Annotated in this window: 14 protein-coding genes; 8 read left to right on the top strand and 6 right to left on the bottom strand. The window is 68.3% G+C overall.

Annotation, left to right across the window (positions count from 1 at the left end):
- The first annotated feature begins 90 nt into the window (after positions 1 to 90).
- The 5 genes from KOL93_RS00420 to KOL93_RS00440 are packed head-to-tail and all read left to right on the top strand — an operon-like array spanning position 91 to position 6,361.
- On the top strand, positions 91 to 1,023 hold the full coding sequence (locus KOL93_RS00420) for an ABC transporter permease (RefSeq protein WP_221583337.1): 933 nt from the start codon (positions 91 to 93) through the stop codon (positions 1,021 to 1,023).
- Entirely contained in the window at positions 1,020 to 2,966 is a 1,947-nt protein-coding gene (locus KOL93_RS00425; RefSeq protein WP_221583338.1) for a dipeptide/oligopeptide/nickel ABC transporter permease/ATP-binding protein, read from the top strand. Before KOL93_RS00420 ends, KOL93_RS00425 begins: the two co-directional genes overlap by 4 nt.
- Positions 2,963 to 3,823: an ATP-binding cassette domain-containing protein gene (locus tag KOL93_RS00430; protein WP_260405819.1), complete on the top strand. Its 861-nt coding sequence runs from the start codon at positions 2,963 to 2,965 to the stop codon at positions 3,821 to 3,823. Before KOL93_RS00425 ends, KOL93_RS00430 begins: the two co-directional genes overlap by 4 nt.
- Before the next feature lie 52 nt (positions 3,824 to 3,875).
- Complete coding sequence (locus KOL93_RS00435; RefSeq protein WP_221583339.1) at positions 3,876 to 4,775, top strand: alpha/beta fold hydrolase; 900 nt, start codon at positions 3,876 to 3,878, stop codon at positions 4,773 to 4,775.
- Positions 4,772 to 6,361, top strand: coding sequence for an ABC transporter substrate-binding protein (locus tag KOL93_RS00440; RefSeq protein WP_221583340.1), 1,590 nt, complete (start codon positions 4,772 to 4,774; stop codon positions 6,359 to 6,361). Before KOL93_RS00435 ends, KOL93_RS00440 begins: the two co-directional genes overlap by 4 nt.
- 67 nt (positions 6,362 to 6,428) lie before the next feature.
- On the opposite strand, the gene KOL93_RS00445 is transcribed toward KOL93_RS00440, so the two are convergent.
- From KOL93_RS00445 to KOL93_RS00470, 6 genes are all read right to left on the bottom strand, one after another.
- A complete protein-coding gene (locus tag KOL93_RS00445) occupies positions 6,429 to 7,550 on the bottom strand; it encodes a CapA family protein (RefSeq protein WP_221583341.1) in 1,122 nt (373 codons plus the stop codon).
- 71 nt (positions 7,551 to 7,621) lie between these two features.
- Entirely contained in the window at positions 7,622 to 8,569 is a 948-nt protein-coding gene (locus KOL93_RS00450; RefSeq protein ID WP_221583342.1) for a PaaX family transcriptional regulator, read from the bottom strand.
- 13 nt (positions 8,570 to 8,582) lie between these two features.
- Positions 8,583 to 9,815: a cytochrome P450 gene (locus tag KOL93_RS00455; protein ID WP_221583343.1), complete on the bottom strand. Its 1,233-nt coding sequence runs from the start codon at positions 9,813 to 9,815 to the stop codon at positions 8,583 to 8,585.
- Position 9,816: 1 nt separating this feature from the next.
- Positions 9,817 to 11,445 (bottom strand): phosphonate ABC transporter, permease protein PhnE, encoded by a 1,629-nt coding sequence (phnE, locus tag KOL93_RS00460; protein WP_221583344.1) that lies wholly within the window; start codon positions 11,443 to 11,445, stop codon positions 9,817 to 9,819.
- A 1-nt stretch (position 11,446) separates the two neighbouring features.
- On the bottom strand, positions 11,447 to 12,238 hold the full coding sequence (gene phnC / locus KOL93_RS00465; protein WP_260405821.1) for a phosphonate ABC transporter ATP-binding protein: 792 nt from the start codon (positions 12,236 to 12,238) through the stop codon (positions 11,447 to 11,449).
- 14 nt (positions 12,239 to 12,252) lie between these two features.
- Entirely contained in the window at positions 12,253 to 13,251 is a 999-nt protein-coding gene (locus tag KOL93_RS00470) for a phosphate/phosphite/phosphonate ABC transporter substrate-binding protein (RefSeq protein WP_221583346.1), read from the bottom strand.
- A gap of 351 nt (positions 13,252 to 13,602) precedes the next feature.
- Between KOL93_RS00470 and KOL93_RS00475 the strand changes: the two genes are divergently transcribed.
- From KOL93_RS00475 to KOL93_RS00485, 3 genes are all read left to right on the top strand, one after another.
- Complete coding sequence (locus KOL93_RS00475; protein ID WP_221583347.1) at positions 13,603 to 14,964, top strand: alpha/beta hydrolase family protein; 1,362 nt, start codon at positions 13,603 to 13,605, stop codon at positions 14,962 to 14,964.
- Complete coding sequence (locus tag KOL93_RS00480; protein WP_221583348.1) at positions 14,961 to 16,310, top strand: hypothetical protein; 1,350 nt, start codon at positions 14,961 to 14,963, stop codon at positions 16,308 to 16,310. Before KOL93_RS00475 ends, KOL93_RS00480 begins: the two co-directional genes overlap by 4 nt.
- Before the next feature lie 175 nt (positions 16,311 to 16,485).
- Positions 16,486 to 17,397 carry a transporter substrate-binding domain-containing protein gene (locus KOL93_RS00485; RefSeq protein WP_221583349.1) on the top strand — a complete coding sequence of 304 codons (912 nt, stop codon included), beginning with the start codon at positions 16,486 to 16,488 and terminating at the stop codon, positions 17,395 to 17,397.
- Position 17,398 lies beyond the last annotated feature (1 nt).

Consider the following 17,398-nt stretch of genomic DNA (forward strand, 5'->3'; position numbering starts at 1 on the left):
AACCGGGTTGATAATTTCACGGAAACGTCGCCACGTGAGCTTCGTGGACGCGTGCGGTTCGTAAGCAAGGGAGCTGAACCGATGTGGAGTGTGCTGCTTCGACGTGTCGCCATCGCGATACCGCTGATCATCATCGTCTCGATGCTGATGTTCCTGCTGGCATCGCTCGTCCCCGGCGATCAGGCGCGAACGATCCTGGGCGAGGAAGCGACCCCGGCGCAGATCGCTGCGCTGCGGGAGCAGCTCGGCTTGGACCTGCCGCTGTACCAGCAGTACGCCAACTGGGCCGTTGCCGCTGTGCAGGGGGACTTCGGGGACTCGATCCTCACGGGACAGGGAGTGGGCTCGGTTCTGGCGTCGCGGCTGCCCGTCACGGCTTCGCTGATGATCCTCTCGACCGCCATCATCGCGATCGCAGGCGGCATCTTCGGGATCCTCAGCGCACTGCGCGGTGGGTGGCTGGGACGCGTCCTCGATGCGGTCTCGCTGTTCGGTCTCGCCGTTCCTTCGTTCGCCGTCGCGATCCTGCTCGCCTCGGTGTTCGCTGTGGTCCTGCCGATCTTCCCCGCGACCGGATACGTGGCCTTCTCGACCGACCCCGTGGGGTGGCTGTGGGCTCTGGTCCTCCCCGCCGTCGCGTCGAGTCTGGCGGGGACGACGCTCGTCGCGAAGCAGATGCGTGATTCCGTCAAGGACGCGCTGGCGCGCGACTATGTCCGAGCTATGCGGGCGAACGGCATCTCGGACACGTCGATCCTGCTGCGCCATGTCGTGAAGAACGCCTCGATTCCGGCGGTGACGGTTCTCGGCCTTGGCGCGGTCGCGGCCCTGACGGGGTCGATCTTCATCGAGAACGTCTTCGTCCTGCCCGGACTGGGAACCCTCGCCACGCAGGCGACCCTGAATCACGACCTTCCGGTCCTTCTCGGCCTCGGAGTCCTCTTCACGCTCATGGTCGTGATCGTGAATCTGATCGTGGATCTGATCTATGGAGTCCTGAACCCGAAGGTGAGGGTCGCATGAGTTCGCATCGGCAGGGATCCCCCGGGGTGTTCCGCGGAACCGACCCCGCGCTTTTCGTGGAGGTGCTCAAGAAACCGCTGGCAGCCGTCGCTATCGGCTTCCTCACCCTGGTCGTCGTCGCTGTGGCCCTCGCGCCGCTGCTGGCGCCGTACGATCCGATTCATCAGGAGCTGGACTCGGTCCGGCTCGGGCCGACCGCGGAGCACCTGCTGGGAACGGACGCACTCGGACGGGACATCCTGAGCCGACTGCTGTACGGCGGGCAGAGCACCCTCATCGGCGTGCTGCAGGCCGTCGGGACCACCCTCGTGATCGCAATCCCGCTGGGCATCACGGCGGGGTACCTCGGCGGCTGGTTCGACAGAGGCGTCACGCGGTTCGTGGACTTGGTCATGGCGATCCCGAACATCATGGTCACCCTGGCGGTGCTCGCGATCTTCAGCAACAGCATGACCGCGGCGATGATCACGTTCGGCGCGCTCGCCTCCGGCGGGGTGATCCGCGTGATCCGGAGCGCCGTCCTGTCGGTTCGCGAGGACCTCTACATCGATGCCGCAACGACGATCGGCCTGAGCGACCGCCAGATCATCGTCCGCCATGTGCTGCCGCGCGCGATGGGCGTCACGATCGTGCAGTCGGCCATGCTGGCTGCCATCGCGCTCGGCGTGCAGACCGGCCTCGCGTTTCTCGGCTTCGGGCCGCCCCCTCCGTCGCCGACCTGGGGCGGGATGGTCGGGGAGGCCTCGTCGGTCCTGCAGCTGCACTTGTGGATGATCTTCCCCACCGCGGGGCTGATCACCCTCGCGACGCTCGCGTTCGGTCTCATCGGTGACGCGGTGCGCGATGCGTACTCCGAGAAGACGATGCACCAGTCGCGCGAGCAGGACGACCGTGAGCGGGTCGACCGTGAGATCGTGCCCGTCACAGAGACGGACGACACCGCACTCCTGTCGGTGCGGGGGCTCACGGTCGCGTTCGGCGAGGGAAGCGAGGAGACGCTCGTCATCGACGGAGCGGACTTCGACATCCACGAGGGCGAGACGGTCGGCATCGTCGGTGAATCCGGGTCGGGGAAGACCGTGACGGCGCTCGCTGTGCTCGGTCTGCTCTCGAACGGCGGGCGCATCGTCTCGGGGCGGATCCGCTTTCGTGGTCAGGACATCACGGCGTACTCCGCGAAGGACTACCGACGCCTGCGCGGGAGCAAGTTGGCGCTGATCCTCCAGGAGCCGATGGTGTCGCTCGACCCCGCGTTCCGGGCGGGATACCAGGTCGCGGAGGCCGTGCGCTCTCACGGCAGGATGACGAAGCGGCAGGCGAATCGTCGGGCGCTCGATCTTCTGGCCGCTGTGCGCCTGCCCGATCCGCGAGCCACGGCGCGGCTGTATCCACACCAGATGTCGGGCGGCATGGCACAGCGCGTCGCGATCGCGATCGCGCTCGCGGGGCAGCCGAGCCTGCTCATCGCGGATGAACCGACGACGGCGCTCGACGTGACGGTCCAGGCCGAGATCCTCGACCTCCTTCGGTCGCTGAAGGACGAGATGGGGATGTCGATTCTCCTGGTCACCCACGACTGGGGCGTCGTCGCCGACATCTGCGACCGTGCCGTTGTGATGTATGCCGGTCAGGTCGTGGAGGAGGCGCCCGTCCGCACGATCTTCACGGCCCCTCAGCATCCCTATACGAAGGCCCTGCAGGGTGCGAACCCCCATTTCTCCCGAAAGGGCGAGCCTCTCACGGCCATCGCCGGCACGGTCCCCCCTGCAGGCACCTGGCCGAAAGGATGCCATTTCGCCGCGCGCTGCCCCCTCGCGACGACGTCGTGCACGACTCACCGGATCGCCGAGGTCACCATCGCTGAGGGACATCGATCCCGATGCGTCCTTGCGGAGCCGACGGGCGGACCGACAGCGATGAGGGAAGAGGTCGAGGCACGATGATGGTGCAGACGCAGCGAGATGATCGGATCCTCCGAGTCGACGGGCTCTCGGTCGAGTACCGGCGGGGCAGGCGACGCACGATCGCGGTCGAGGATGTCTCGTTTCGTATGGCGGAGGGTGAAGTCGTCGGCCTCGTGGGCGAGTCGGGATCGGGCAAATCGACGATCGGCAAGGCGATCCTCGGCCTCGTCCCGGCCGCCGAAGGGCGCATTGAGTTCCTCGGTGAGGATCTGACGGCGGTGCGTCGCAGCAGGCGGCGCCAACTGACCAAGGACATCCAGGTCGTCTATCAGGATCCCTACAGCTCGCTCGACCCGACCAAGGTCATCGGATACACCCTCGCGGAACCCATCCAGGTGCATGAGCCGGCTGGTCGCGACGCGGTGCGAGAGCGCGTGCACACGATGCTCGAGCGCGTCGGTCTCGGCCCCGAGGCCGCACGAAAGTACCCTTCGCAGTTCTCGGGCGGCCAGCGCCAGCGAGTCGCCATCGCCCGTGCGCTCATCCTTTCGCCGAAGCTCGTCGTCTGCGATGAAGCCGTGAGCGCCCTCGATCTCTCGGTGCAGGCCGAGATCATCAACCTGATCAGCGGTCTGCAGCATGAGTCGGGCGCGAGCTTTCTGTTCATCTCACACGATCTCAGCGTCGTGCGTCACGTGTCCGACACGGTCATCGTTCTGAAGGACGGACGCGTCGTCGAGCAGGGGACCGCGGAGGAGGTCTACGCGAACCCGGCCCACGACTACACGAGGCGGCTTCTCGCTGCGGCGCCCGTTCCCGATCCCGAGGTTCAGGCGCAGCGCACACAGGACCGAATTCTCATCGGTCGCGCAGACCACCGGACGCCGACGCGATGAGCGCGCGCTCGAGCGAGACAGAGGCCACAACACCCACCACCAGGAGGCGATGATGCCCATTCAGAAACTGCCCGATGTCGAGCTCTGGTATGACGAGTACGGAGATGAGGGCTCTGCTGAGGTCGTGCTGTCGAGCGCGATGGGGTTCAGCGGAGACTCATATCCCGAGCGGCTCAGCGAGCCCCCGACCGACTACCGGGTCATCACGATTCAGGCGCGCGGATTCGGGCGCTCCACCCGCGTGACCGAGGAACCGCCTGCGGGCTGGCTGGCGCAGTGGGCCGACGACGTCGTCGCCTTCGCGGATGCGAAGGGCATCGATCGGTTCATCTACACGGGGGCATCGCACGGCGCCGGGATCGGGTGGTACATCGCCACCAGGCATCCAGAGCGGCTGAAGGCGTTCATCTCCGTCGTCGGAACGCCTCACGACCGCAACGGCATCACGAACACGTCCGAGAGTCGTCGCAGGGTCATCGAAGCTCGGATGGCGAACGACACCGCCACCATTCGCGAGCAGCTGGAGAAGCTCGGTGGGTTCCTTCACGAGGACGAGGCCGAGCGGCGCCGGACGCGCGACATCCTCATCGACGCCGCGCTGGCGAAGCACCTGGATCGCGATGACGGGGAATCACAGATCAACCAGGGCATGCCGTTCCCGGAGGCCAGGGACAATGACGCTCTCGCGGAGGTCCTGCGAACGATCGATGTTCCCGTGCTCATGCTCGCGGGAATGCGAGACGGCGTCGTCTCGCCGGAGTCGGCGCTGCGCGGTGTGCGGAACGTGCGGAACTCCAAGGCGGTCTTCTTCGAGAGCGAGGGTCACTACCTGGCAGGGGAGGTGCCGGAGCGGCTGATCCGTGAGGTGAAGGTCTACATCGACGAGCTGAACGGAGTCGCGATGCCGCGCGCTCGGGAACGCGGCGAACGGGAGAAGGTGGGCACCGTATGAGCACCGTACTGCCCCGGCGCCTGATGAGGGCAGGGATCGCGATGGTCGGCGTGGCGGGACTTGCAATGGGTCTCTCCGCATGCAGCGGCACGTCCGCCGAGGGGGGATCCGCAGGGAAAGGCGACGAGAACCTGACACTGCAGTTCCGGGGAACGCCGATCAGCCTTGACCCCGCCTTCCAGGGAACGGCCAGCGGATCGGTCTTCACCGTCCTCGCCTACGACCCCCTGATCTATCAGGCTGCGGACGGAAGTCTGCAGCCCAGCCTCGCGACCGAATGGGAGTTCACGGACGAGTCGTACACGACGTTCGAGCTGACGCTGCGCGATGATGTGGAGTTCGCCAGCGGCGAGCCGTTCACCGCAGAGTCCGTCAAGAACTCCGTCGAGTACTTCCTCGATGCGGATGCCGCCAACGCGGCGCGCGTGGGCGAGATCGAAGACGTGGAGGTCGTCGATCCGACGACGGTGCGCTTCCACTACGCCGATCCTTTCTCCGGTGCGCCGTTCTCGATGACGCAGACCGTGATGATGGGGAACATCATCGGACCAGACGGACTGAGTGACCCGGACAGTCTTCTGCTCGAGATGGACGGAGCCGGTCAATATACGTACAACTCTGCCGAATCCGTTCCGGAGTCCTCGTACGTGTACGACCGCAACGACAACTACTGGAATCCCGACGCGCAGATGTGGGATCGCATCACCGTCGACGTGATCGGCGACCCGAACGCTGTCCTGAACGCCGCGTCGACCGGTCAGATCGATTTCGGCCTCGGATCAGCGCTTCTTGCGGGATCTGCCGAGGATGCGGGTCTGGATGTGCTGACGGCGCCGTTCTACAACTGGGAGCTGCGACTGCTCGACATGGCGGGCGAGGTCAATCCCGCGCTCGCCGACGAGCGTGTCCGACACGCGATCGCACTCGCTGTCGATCGGGAGTCGATCGTGAACGCGCTCGGTGGCGACTACATGTCGGTGAGCGACCAGATGGTGGCGCCGGGGGTGGACGGCCACGATGACTCGCTCGGGTGGGATCACGACCCCGACGCGGCACGGGATCTCCTCGCAGAGGCAGGATATCCCGACGGATTCGAGATGACGATCGTCGACAGCTCACAGCAGGACTATGAGTCTCGGATCGCACAGGCGGTCGCGAGCTCGCTCGGCGAGGTCGGCATCGACGTCACCATCGAGGTCGATGCCGTCAGTATTCCGTCCTTCAACGAGAAGTTGGAGAGCGGTGAGTTCGAGGCGAGCCTGTGGGCGTCGAACGGCACCGTCGGGAACACCTATCAGAGCTTTCGCTTTCAGGACGGCGCGAGCAATCCGTTCGGATTCTCGGACGACACCATGGAAGCTCTTTATGAGCAGAGCCTGGTCGTCGACGGCGAGGAGCGGACCGAGGTCTATCAGCAGATGAACGAACGCTGGCAGGAACTCGCGTACACGGTCCCGATTCTGACCGAGCACTACGTGAACTATGCGGGGCCGCGCGTCACGAACATCAAGTCGTCTGCGGCGAATCCGGTGATGCTCCCAGTCGGTCCGCGACCAGAGGACAACTGGCAGCCGACTGGCGAGTGAGTCATGACGGAGGGCATGTGCTCAGGTGCACATGCCCTCCGTCGTGCGAGAACGACGGCACGGTGTGTCACTTCACACGCACGACATCGCTGTCCCACGTGAACGTGGTGTCGAGGCCAGCTCTCCGCGTAATGGACTCGATGTACGTGGCGACCGCTTCTCCCTGGGCATCGTGGGGGAGGGGGACGGGGCGCGCGTCGTCGTCGATCCAGCAGGGGATGAGTCCTGCGCGGATCGAGCCGTCGTCGTCCACATCGAGAACGGCGATCGCGGTGTTCCTGCTCTCTGGGTGGAACGGGTAGGCAGGCAGTCCGGGGTCCGGCTCGAACCCGAACATCTCCTTCCGCCGCGTCGCCCACGCCTTGAGCTCTTCCGAATCGCTGTCGGATGAGGGGGTGAGTGCCGAGGTCACCGTGACGAAGTTCCCGAGTCCGTGGTAGATCGCGCGCCCTCGGTACATCTCGACGCCGCGCATGATGTGCGCGTGATGCCCGATGACCGCGTCCGCCCCCGCGTCGATCGCCGCGCGCGACACCTCGTACTCGTAGTCGTCGATGCGGGCGGGCGTGTGGCCGTACCCCTTGTGGAGGGCCGTCACGACGACGTCGAGCTCCTCTTTCGCGGCGGCGATCGCATCTGTCATCCGCGCGAGGGAGCCGCGGTCGCAGAACGTGTACACCTGCGGCGGATTTCCCGGGTTCATGTCGTCGAGGTCGTAGTGCGTCAGCACCTTCACGTAGGCGGATCCGGCCTTCTTGCTTGTCGCCCAGGACTCACGTGGCCCGACGCAGTTGAAGCTGACGACGCCGATGCGCATCCCGTCGCATCGGACCACCGCCGGAGCTTCCGCGGCGGCGAGGTTGGCGCCGGTCCCCGTCGTCTGGATCCCCTGCCTCTCGGCGGCTCGGATCGTGTCCAGAACTCCTCGGGTGCCGAGGTCGTACGCGTGGTTCCCGGCGACGGTTCCGATCGCGAATCCGGCTCGTGCCATCGACGCGAGGGCTTCTGGGTCCGAGGGTGGCGAAGGGATCGTGATCCCCGCGACATCGGACTCCGTCGTGTGCGGGACTTCGATCTGACCGATCGCCAGGTCGGCGGATCGCAGTACCGGCGCGCTGGGGGCGAAATACGCGTCGTGCGCGCTCATCTGGAGGACGATGTCGCCCACGGCCATGATTCGAGTGCTCATCTGGGCCCCTTAATATCAATTAGACTGATACTAGGGAGGCGGTGGCGGAACCTCAACAGGTCGCGCTCCGCTCACGCCGACGACAGCAGTGCGCTCGACGCCGCGAATGTGTGGTGGGTGACGAGGGGGGCCAGATCATCGCGGGCGGGCTCGAGCATGCGCCGGAAGGCCGCCTCAGCCAAGGGGCCGAGCGAGTCGTACACGGCGGCACATACGTCGACCGCGCGATGCATCGGGAAGTCGGCTCCGAGCAGAGCATGCGGCAGGCGGGGGTCGCGGCGGCGCAGCTCGCGCCACTCGCGCATGATCGACGTGCGCAGGCGCAGGGCTTCGTCTCCGGGCCGGGCGGATCGCTCCGACATCAGCGCGATCACACCCTCGCGACCGACCTGGTCGAGGCGACGAGCGAGCGGGGTCCACTCCGCGATGAACGCACGGTAGGCGCCCGCGAGCTCGTCGAGGCCGAACGCCGAGGACACGGCCTGCGCTTCGTCGTCACCGAGCCGAGCGTCCGTGACGACCGTCAGGTGCTCCCGGTTCTCGGACAGCTCCTCCTGGATGAGCGCGCGGTGGTCGCCCGGACGGATCCACATCCCGTCGTACAGCGGGCCGAAGCGCAGCTGGCGCAGCGTCTCACGGAGGGTGCGTCGCGCGTCGCGCTCGGCGTCCGGAAGCGAGTAGCCCACGAGGGTCCAGCGGCCGTCCCATTCCTGGGGGAGGTGACTGCGGAAGAGCGAGACCACGTGGGTGTTGATGCGCTCCTGCGTCATGGCCGGCACGCCGTAGGAGGTCTGGCGTCCCTCCTTGACCCCGTAGAGGACGCCGCGCTGGGCCAGGCGCTGGATCGCGGCGCGCGCCCCGCTGGGTGTGACGTCGAAGGCGCGCATCAGCTCGACGAGCACGGCCGACGGGATCGGCTCGCTGCGGGCGAACCAGTAGTCGCCCAGCAGCACCATCAGCAGCTGCTGAGAACGCGGTCCCTGCTGGTGGCGCGGCAGGTTCGGCGGCGTCGCGGTCATGATGCTGATTGTGTCACCGCGCCGGAGCGAGGGAGAGCGGCACGGAACGCGGTCCGTATTCGAGCCAGTTCATCATCTGGATCTCGCCGCTGAGAGCGAAGGACGACGTCTTCGACAGCAGAGTCTCGAGGGCGATGACGACCTCCATGCGGCCCATCGTCGCAGCGGGGCACCGGTGGGCACCCCGGCCGAAGGCCAGGTGCGAGTTCTGCGGCCGATGGAGCACGAATCGATCCGGATCCTCGAAGGCGTCGTCATCGCGATTGGCGGAGGGGAAGAGGAGCGCGACGGGCTCGCCCTCGCGCACGAGCCGCCCGTGCACCTCCACATCGCGTCGTGCCGTGCGCGCGAACACACGGTACGGCGCATGCAGGCGCAGAAGCTCCTCGGCCGCCGCGGGGATGTCCTCGGGGGTGCGGCGGAGGCGCTGCTGGAGATCGGCGTCCTGGGCGAGGTGGGCGACGCAGCTGCCGATGACGGCCTGCGGCGCCCCCATCCCGGCGACGATCATCTGCCGCACCGTCGCGATCGCGGTCTTCTCGGTGATGTCGTTCGACGGATCCCCCGCGGCGACGTGCAGGCTCGCGATGAGGTCGCGTGCGGGATCCGGATCCTCTGCGAGCCGGTCGCGATAGACCTTCTCTGCGATCTCGTACAGCTCCGTGCTGCATTCGGCGATGACGGCGTCGTCCATGTCCTGGATGGCGAAGCTGTACCGCACGCCGACCTCGCGCACATGCCGGGTGAGGTCCGGCGCGACGCCGAGGAATGCGGCGAAGCACTCCATCGCGAACGGTGCGGCGAGGCCGGAGACGCCATCGGGAGCCGCTGCCCCCAGCATCTCGTCGACGAGCCGCTCCGCGCTCGCCCGGAACGCGCTCTCCTGTGCGCGCACGACGCTGCGGCGGAGGACGGGGTCGATCGCCTGCCGGTACGCGGTGTGCTCGGGTGGGTCGAAGTGCAGCGGTGGCCGGCGCGAGCTGCGCGGCACGTGGGGGACCACGTTCTGGACCGAGGTGATGAAGCCGTCGTCGTCCTGCGCGATCCGCACGATGTCGGCGTAGGTGGTCGCCGCCCAGAATCCGCCGAAGTCCTCGCTCCACGGGAAGGGGTTCTCGTGTCTCAGGTCGGCGTACTCGGCGTGGGCGCTCCCGAACGTCTCGTCGAGCGAGGGCGACCACTCGGAGTCGCGCTGTGCGCGTTCGCGCGTGTCGGCGGATCCGTATCCGAAGGGGCACTCTGCCATGTCAGATCACCTTCTTCCGCGCCCAGCGCGCGACGGCTTCGAGCCCGACGACCACCACGATCAGGCCGAGGAGGATCCCCGCGGTCACCTGATAGTCGAGGGTCGCCACGGACTCCTCGAGGAGGAACCCGATCCCGCCGGCGCCGACGATGCCGAGAACGGCGGATTCGCGCAGCGACAGGTCGGACGTGAACAGGCTGTTGGCGATGAAGCTCGGCACGAACTGCGGCCAGACGCCGCTGACGAACACCTGGAGTCGACTGGCACCGGTGGCCTCCAGGGCACGCAGGGGAGCGGGATCCACGTTCTGGAGCGAGTCGGTGAAGAACTTCGAGGCGAGCGCGGTGGCGGAGATCGTGAGCGCGAGGAACCCCGCGAAGGGGCCCAGACCCAGCGCGGCCACGAATATGAGCGCATAGATGATGTCCGGGATCCCGCGCATGACGACGACCGCGAGGCGCAGGATGATCGCGAGCGGTTCGAATCGGATCAGATGGCGGGTCGACAGGACGGCGATGACAAGCCCGAAGACGACCCCGAACGTCGTCGCGGAGATGGCCATGAGCACGCTCTCGAAGATCCCGAGCGCGATCTCGGCGGAGAACACGGGCGGGAAGAAGCCCTGGAGCATCTGGATCGCGGTGCCCCAGGAGCGCGCGATGCGAGCGGGGTCGATCGAGAGCTGGGTCAGCGCGATGAGAAACACCGCCGCGGCCACGCCGCTTCCGGCGACGTGGAGCGTGCGCGTCCGGTTCCACCCGAGCGCTGCGCGGTCCTGGCGCGCGCCGTACAGCTGCGCGGCGGTCGTCTCATCGGCGTGCTCGGCTGTGGCTCGCTGGGCGAGATACGAGATGAGCTCGAGCGCCAGCAGCATGGCGACGATGACGACGATGATCCCGGCCGCACGCGGGTAGTCGAGCGAGCCGATCGCGGTCTGCAGGGCGACGCCGATGCCGCCGGCGCCGACGAGGCCGAGCACCGCCGAGGCGCGGATGTTGATGTCGAGACGGTAGAGCACGAGCGAGGTGACGGCCGGCAGCGCGCGGCTCAGCGTGGTCGCCACGAAGTTCTGGGCGCGTCCTGCTCCCACCGCCGCGACGGCGTCGCGCGGGTCGGGCGCCTGCTCGTCGAAGACGTCGGCCATCATCTTGCCGATCATCCCCACGGAGTGGACGGCGATCGCGAGTGCCCCCGCGAGCGGGCCCAGCCCGAACAGACGCACGAAGATGATCGCGAAGATCAGCGACGGAATGGCGCGCGTGACGACGATGATCGCGCGCGCCAGCCATTGCACGAGCCGCGGACCGCTGAAATGACGGGACGATGCCGCCGCGAGGAAGATCGAGGCGATCGTCGCGAGTCCGGTCCCGGCGATGGCGATCCAGAGGGTTTCGATGGCCAGCGAGAGGAGGCTCGGCAGATCGCCGGTCGTCGGCGGCACCATCCGCTCGATGAGGCGGGCGATGTCGTCCATGCCGCTCGCGAGTGCGGCGGGGCGGATGTCGATCCACCACATCCCGAATGCGGTGACGAGCAGGTAGGCGAGGGGGATCGCGGCCGAGCTCAGGGCGCGGCGCCGTTGCGCGATGGCGGCCGCCCGCGCCGAGGGGGGCGTGAGGGTCGCGGTCACGTCAGGCATCTCGCGCGTTCCGATACACCGACCGGATCTCCGCCTCGTCCGTCTCGGCGGTCGGGGTGTCCAGGACGAAGGATCCGTCGCGCACGGCGACGACGCGATCGGAGACCATCAGGGCGAGATCGACCTGGTGCAGCGAGCACACGACGGTGAATCCGTCTTCGGCCGCAAGCTTCTTCAACGTCTCGAGAACGGAGACGCTCGCGTTCGGATCGAGCGACGCGACCGGCTCGTCGGCGAGGACGAGCTCTGCCTCCTGCATGAGGGTGCGCGCGATCGCGACGCGCTGCTGCTGTCCGCCGGACAGGGTGTCGCACCGCTGGAATCGCTCGTCCGCGAGCCCGACTCGCTCCAGGTTCGCCACCGCGCGCTCCCGCAGTGCGCGCGGGTAGGTGGCGGCGCCGTACCGCGGGAGTCGCAGCGAGCCGAGCGCGCCCATGAGCACGTTCTCGAGCGCGCTGAGGCGTCCGACCAGGCCGAACTGCTGGAACACGAAGCCCACGCGCGAGCGCAGCCGCCGCAGATCGCGCCGCCCGCACGTCGCGGGATCGGTGCCCAGCACGTCGATGCGCCCCGTCGTGGGCCGGTGACTGCCGTTCAGCAGGCGGAGCAGGGTGGACTTGCCGGCCCCGGAGGGGCCGACGAGCGCCACGAACTCGCCGGGATGAACATCGAGGTCGACGCCGGCGAGCACGGTCTTCTCGCCGAATCGCATCCCGACGTCGCGCAGCGCGATCGACGGGGCCGCCGTCACGGTGCCCGGATCCCGCACGTCCTCTGCCGTCATGCTCGTCATCTCTCTCACTCGCTCCGGCACACGTCGGCCTGCGTGGCGTCGCAGATCTCGCGGATCGCGTCGTAGTCGGAGTCGTCGGCGGGCTCGAAGGCGAATGCGCCCGTCCCTCCCCAGAGGCACGCGGTGCCGCCCGCGTACTCGTCACCCCAGGGCTCCGGGGCTTCGCGCTGGGTGTCCTCGGCGCAGAGGCCGGCCTCCATAGCGGAGACGGCGTCGTACGCGAGCACCGCATCTGTGATCTCCGCGCGAAGGTCCTCGTCGAGCCAGTCGCCGAGGACGAGCGGCGTGCCGGGGATGTCGGGAGAGGTCCAGATGGTCTCGGTGTCGCCGTCGGCGATGATCCCGCGTGCGGGGAGGATCGACGTCACGAACGGCGCGGCGACGAACGCGACGTCGCAGTCACCGGCCAGCATCTGCGTCACCGCGACGTCGTGCGACCCGACGAAGATCGGATTCACGTCCTTCTCCGGATCGATGCCGGCCTCGATGAGGCCGGCCGCGGGCGCGAGGTAGCCGGTCGACGACGCGGGATCCGTGAAGCACACGTCGGCGCCTGCCACGTCCTCGATTCCGGCGATCTCGGATCCGGGGGCGACGATGCCGAGCGACTGCACGGCACCCGATCCGGCTTCGGGAGTCAGCTGATCCATCGCGACGGGGGTGACGTCGGCGACGTCCTCGGCGAGGTAGTAGGAGAAGGCGCCGTAGACGGCGACATCGACACGCTCGGCGGCCTGTGCCTCGATCACGCCGGCGTTGCTGCTCACAGCTTCGATCGAGGTGGGGATCCCCGTCGCGTCCTCGATGGCGGCGACGATCGGTTCGAAGGACTTCTGCAGCTCCTCGCTGTTGTCCGTGGGGACGACGGCGAACACGAGCTCCGATGGGGCCCCGCCCTCCGTGTCGGCGTCGTCGGCGGGGCGTGCGTTGGGACTCGCGCCGCAGGCGGCGAGGACGAGCCCTGTCGCGGCCAGTGCGGCGATCGTGATGACGGACCTGCGCATGATGATGGCTTCCTGTTCTCGGGCGTCGATGCCGGAGTCGCGCGTTCGGGGGAGCAGTATGGGCAGACTCTCCCATTTCTACAGAACGTGAATCTGTGGCCTATTGCTCGACGCTGATGCAATGGCAGATGACGGACGAGGCCCAGTACAGCACCGTCTGCGCCGGGAGTCAATGACGTTCCTCCCTTGAGTCCGGTTCGCACCCGTGGTTCACTGGCGGCGAATATAGGCAACACATTGGTGTCTGCCCGATCAAAAGAATGTTTTGTTCACATCCGCGCAGGCGGACGACGATGTTCCCTGTGCGGCACGACACGCGTCCGCGATGACGAGGACGCGGGAGGGACGATCATGCCGAGAAGACGCACGCACGCGATGGCGGCGGCGACGGGAGCAGCCGTTGCGGCCGCGCTCCTCACAGCAGGCCCGGCCACGGCTGCAGATACCGTGCACGGCACCCTGCCGAGCGGCGGCACCTACGTGCTGCACGTCCCCGACGCGTGGAACGGCACCGCGCTCGTGTGGAGTCCCGGCTATGGCGGGGGCGGAGGCACTCCCGTCGGCGGCCCGACCGACTCGCTCGTCGAATGGCTCGTCGACGAGGGGTACGTGGTCGCCGGCACGAGCAGCGCGAGCGGAGGGTGGGCCGTCGAGGCGCTGCTCGCCGATCAGCCGGCTGTCGTCGATGCGATCGAGGTCGAGGTGGGCGAGCCCGACGATGTCGTCGCGTGGGGCGCGTCGATGGGCGGGCAGGTATCTGCGGCGCTCATGGAGGCCCGCCCCGACGTGTTCGACGCGGCCCTGCCGCTCTGCGGATCCGTCGCCGGTGCGATCCCCATGCTCAACGGATCCCTCGATGGCACGTTCGCCCTGCGGATGCTGCTCGCGCCGGACGATGATCGCCTCGAGCTCGTCGACGTGCGGGACGAGATGAGCCGCCAGGCCGCGTTCCGCGAGGTCGTCGACGAGGCGCAGGCGACGCCGGAAGGACGGGCGCGCATCGCCTTGGCCGCGAGCCTCGCGCAGGTTCCCACCTGGACTCAGCCCGGGACGCCGGAGCCAGGCGGGCGGGACTGGGACGCGCAGCAGGAGCAGCTCTACGACGCCTTCATGTGGGGCGTCGTCTCGCCGCGGCAGCCTCTCGAGGAGCGCGCCGGCGGCGTGTTCTCGTGGAACACCGGTGTCGACTATGCGGCGGGTCTGGCGGGGTCGCCGAACGCGCGGCTCGTGCGCGCGCTCTATGCGGAGGCCGGCCTCGACCTGAGGGCGGACCTCGCGGCGATCGACGGCGGTGACCGCATCTCGGCGGACGCGGACGCGGTCGCCTACATGCAGCGCAACGCGACGCCGACGGGCGATATCGCCGGCCCGGTGCTCACCCTCCACGAGACCGGTGACACCGCGCCGACGGTCACGCAGGCGCGCACCTACGCCGATCGCGTGCGCGCGAACGGCGACGCCGCGCTCCTGCGGCAGGCGTTCGTCGATCGACCCGGCCACTGCGACTTCGCAGATGCGGAGGTCGCGGCCGTCCTGTCGGCGCTCCAGACGCGGCTCGACACCGGCCGGTGGGCGAACTTCGCGACCCCGCGCGCACTCGATGCCGCCGCCGACGAGATCGCCGCGTCGAGCGGTCTCGCGCGCAGAGACGAGGGATTCGCGCAGATCGTTCCGGACCGCATGCTGCGCCCTGAGCGGGAGGAGATCCGATGACGCGGGCGCGCAGGACCATCGCAGGAGTCTGCGCGGCGTTCGCCGTCGCCGCGCCGGTCGTGGTCGCCGCTCCGGCGGGCGCCGCCGATGAGATGACGGCCGATGGCACCCTGCTCGGCGGGGCGACCTACGCACTCCACAAGCCCAGCGACTGGAACGGCGACCTCGTCGTCCTGCCCGGGCGTCCGGACCTCGACACCCCGTCGGTCGACTGGCTGACGGATGCGGGCTACGGCGTGATCGGCTACGACCTCAGCGACGACTGGGATCTCCTGCAGGATCGCGACAACGCAAGTGCCGCGTACCGCGCATTCGGTGAAGCGGCCGGGGTCGCGCCCGACAGCGCCGTCGTCGCGGGCCGATCGCAGGGCGGCCTGACGACGCGCATCATCGTCGACGCGCAGCCTGACTGGCTCGACGGCGCGCTTCCGATGTGCGGTGGCGGTGCGGGCAACATCAGCACGTGGAACTACAAGCTCGACACCGCGTTCGCACTGCGCGAGCTCGTGGATCCGAGTTCGACGATGCAGATCGTCGGCATCCACGACGCGGGCGCTGAACTGGCCGCGATGACCGATCTCGTCGACATGACGGGATCATCGACGGAGGGGCGCGCTCGGGCGGCCCTCGCCGCCGCGCTCGCCAAGATCCCCGCCGTCGATCCGGCGTCGGGGGAGCCGCTCGCCGATCTGGACGCGCGCATCGACCGATACCTCGAGCACCTCCCGTTCGCCATGGGCTCCCACGTGCGCGTCGGCTACGAGCGCACCGTCGGCGGCGTCTTCTCGTGGAACGACGACGTCGACTACGCGGACGAGCTGCGCGCCTCGGGGCGGTGGAGCGAGGTCGCCGGGGCGTACCGGGCGGCGGGGCTCGACCTGCGCGACGATCTCGAGACCCTCGCGCGGGCGGAGCGGATCTCGGCGGACCCCGAGGCGGTCGGCTTCGTCGAGCGCACCTCGACGTTCACGGGGGAGCTCGACGTCCCGGTCCTGTCGCTGCACACGACGGGCGACGGCGCCGGATCCACGCAGGACGACGACGCGTACGCCGAGACGGTTCGCGCGGCGGGGGACAGGGCGATGCTGCGCCAGCTGACCGTCTCCGCTGACGGGCACTGCACCTTCACGGCGGCCGAGGAAGCGGTCGCTGTGAGCGCCCTGTTCGAACGCATCCGCAGCGGCCGCTGGTCGTCGATGGCGCCGGCGAGGCTCGAGGTTCGTGCCGACGAGCTGCGTCAGGCGGCGTCGGCGGAACTCGGCGATGTGCGCTTCCTCCAGCGCGCCCCGCACGGAGCGCCCGCACGGATGTGGGACATCCGCGACTGGGGGACCTACACGGGCTGATCCTCCCCGAGAACGCAGCGGAAGCGGCGGACGGATCCTCGGGTTCCGTCCGCCGCTTCGACATCCGTCTGCGCCCCGGCGGATGCGCCCGAACGCTTCTTGAATATCAATCCATATGATACTTTCTCGATGCGCAACGACCCGCGCCTCATTCACGAAGATGTGGAGACGTCCGATGAAGCTCACCCGAATCGCGACCCCCGCCGCTCTTGCGGTCGCGGCCCTCACTCTCGCGTCCTGCTCCCCGTCCGGCGGCGACGAGGCGGCTGACGACGCGACAGGCGGCGCCTCGGCCGACGCGCCGCTCTACGAACAGCTGCCCGACGAGATCAAAGACGCTGGTCAGATCACGATGGCCGGCGACACCCATCCGCCCTATCGCACGATCGAGGAGGACGGATCCTTCACGGGAATCGACCCCGATCTGCAGGCCGCGCTGTCCGAGGAGCTGGGCGTTCCGTTCGTGTTCGAGACGGCCTCCGGGCTCGACGCGATGCTCACCGGCATGCTCTCCGGCCGCTATGACGCGTTCAACGGTCCCGTGCGAGCGACGCCCGAGCGCCAGGAGCAGTTCGATGCGATCGTCTGGATGACGACGCGCACGTCGTACGTCTACCTCGCCGAGCGGGCCGACGAGCTCTCGGATCCCGAGGCCCTCTGCGATTCCCGGGTCGCCGGTGTGACGGGATCCGTCTCCGAGTCGCAGCTCGAGCACTATGCGGAGTGGTGTGACAGCAACGGTCTCGGAGCGCCGGAGTTCATCGGCCTCGCCGACTCGAACGCGACCTTCCTCGCGGTGAACTCCGATCGCGCCGACTACGCCGCGACGACGCAGGGCGGCGCCATCGACCTGCAGGCGGCGGACCCCGACACGTACGAGTACGTCGTGCAGACCGATGAGCAGGGGGCCGGTGTCGACCAGCTCGCGATGTTCCTCCCCAAGGACATGGGGCTCGCCGAGCCGATGCTCGCGGCCTTCGAGAACATCTTCGACAACGGCGAGTACGACCGGATCATGGAGGAGTGGGGCATCTCCGACGTCGCCGTCGACGCGCCCGTGCTGAACCCGACGACGGAGGCCGAGTGAC

Origin of the sequence: Microbacterium salitolerans (assembly GCF_019720895.1) — a bacterium.
GTDB lineage: Bacteria > Actinomycetota > Actinomycetes > Actinomycetales > Microbacteriaceae > Microbacterium.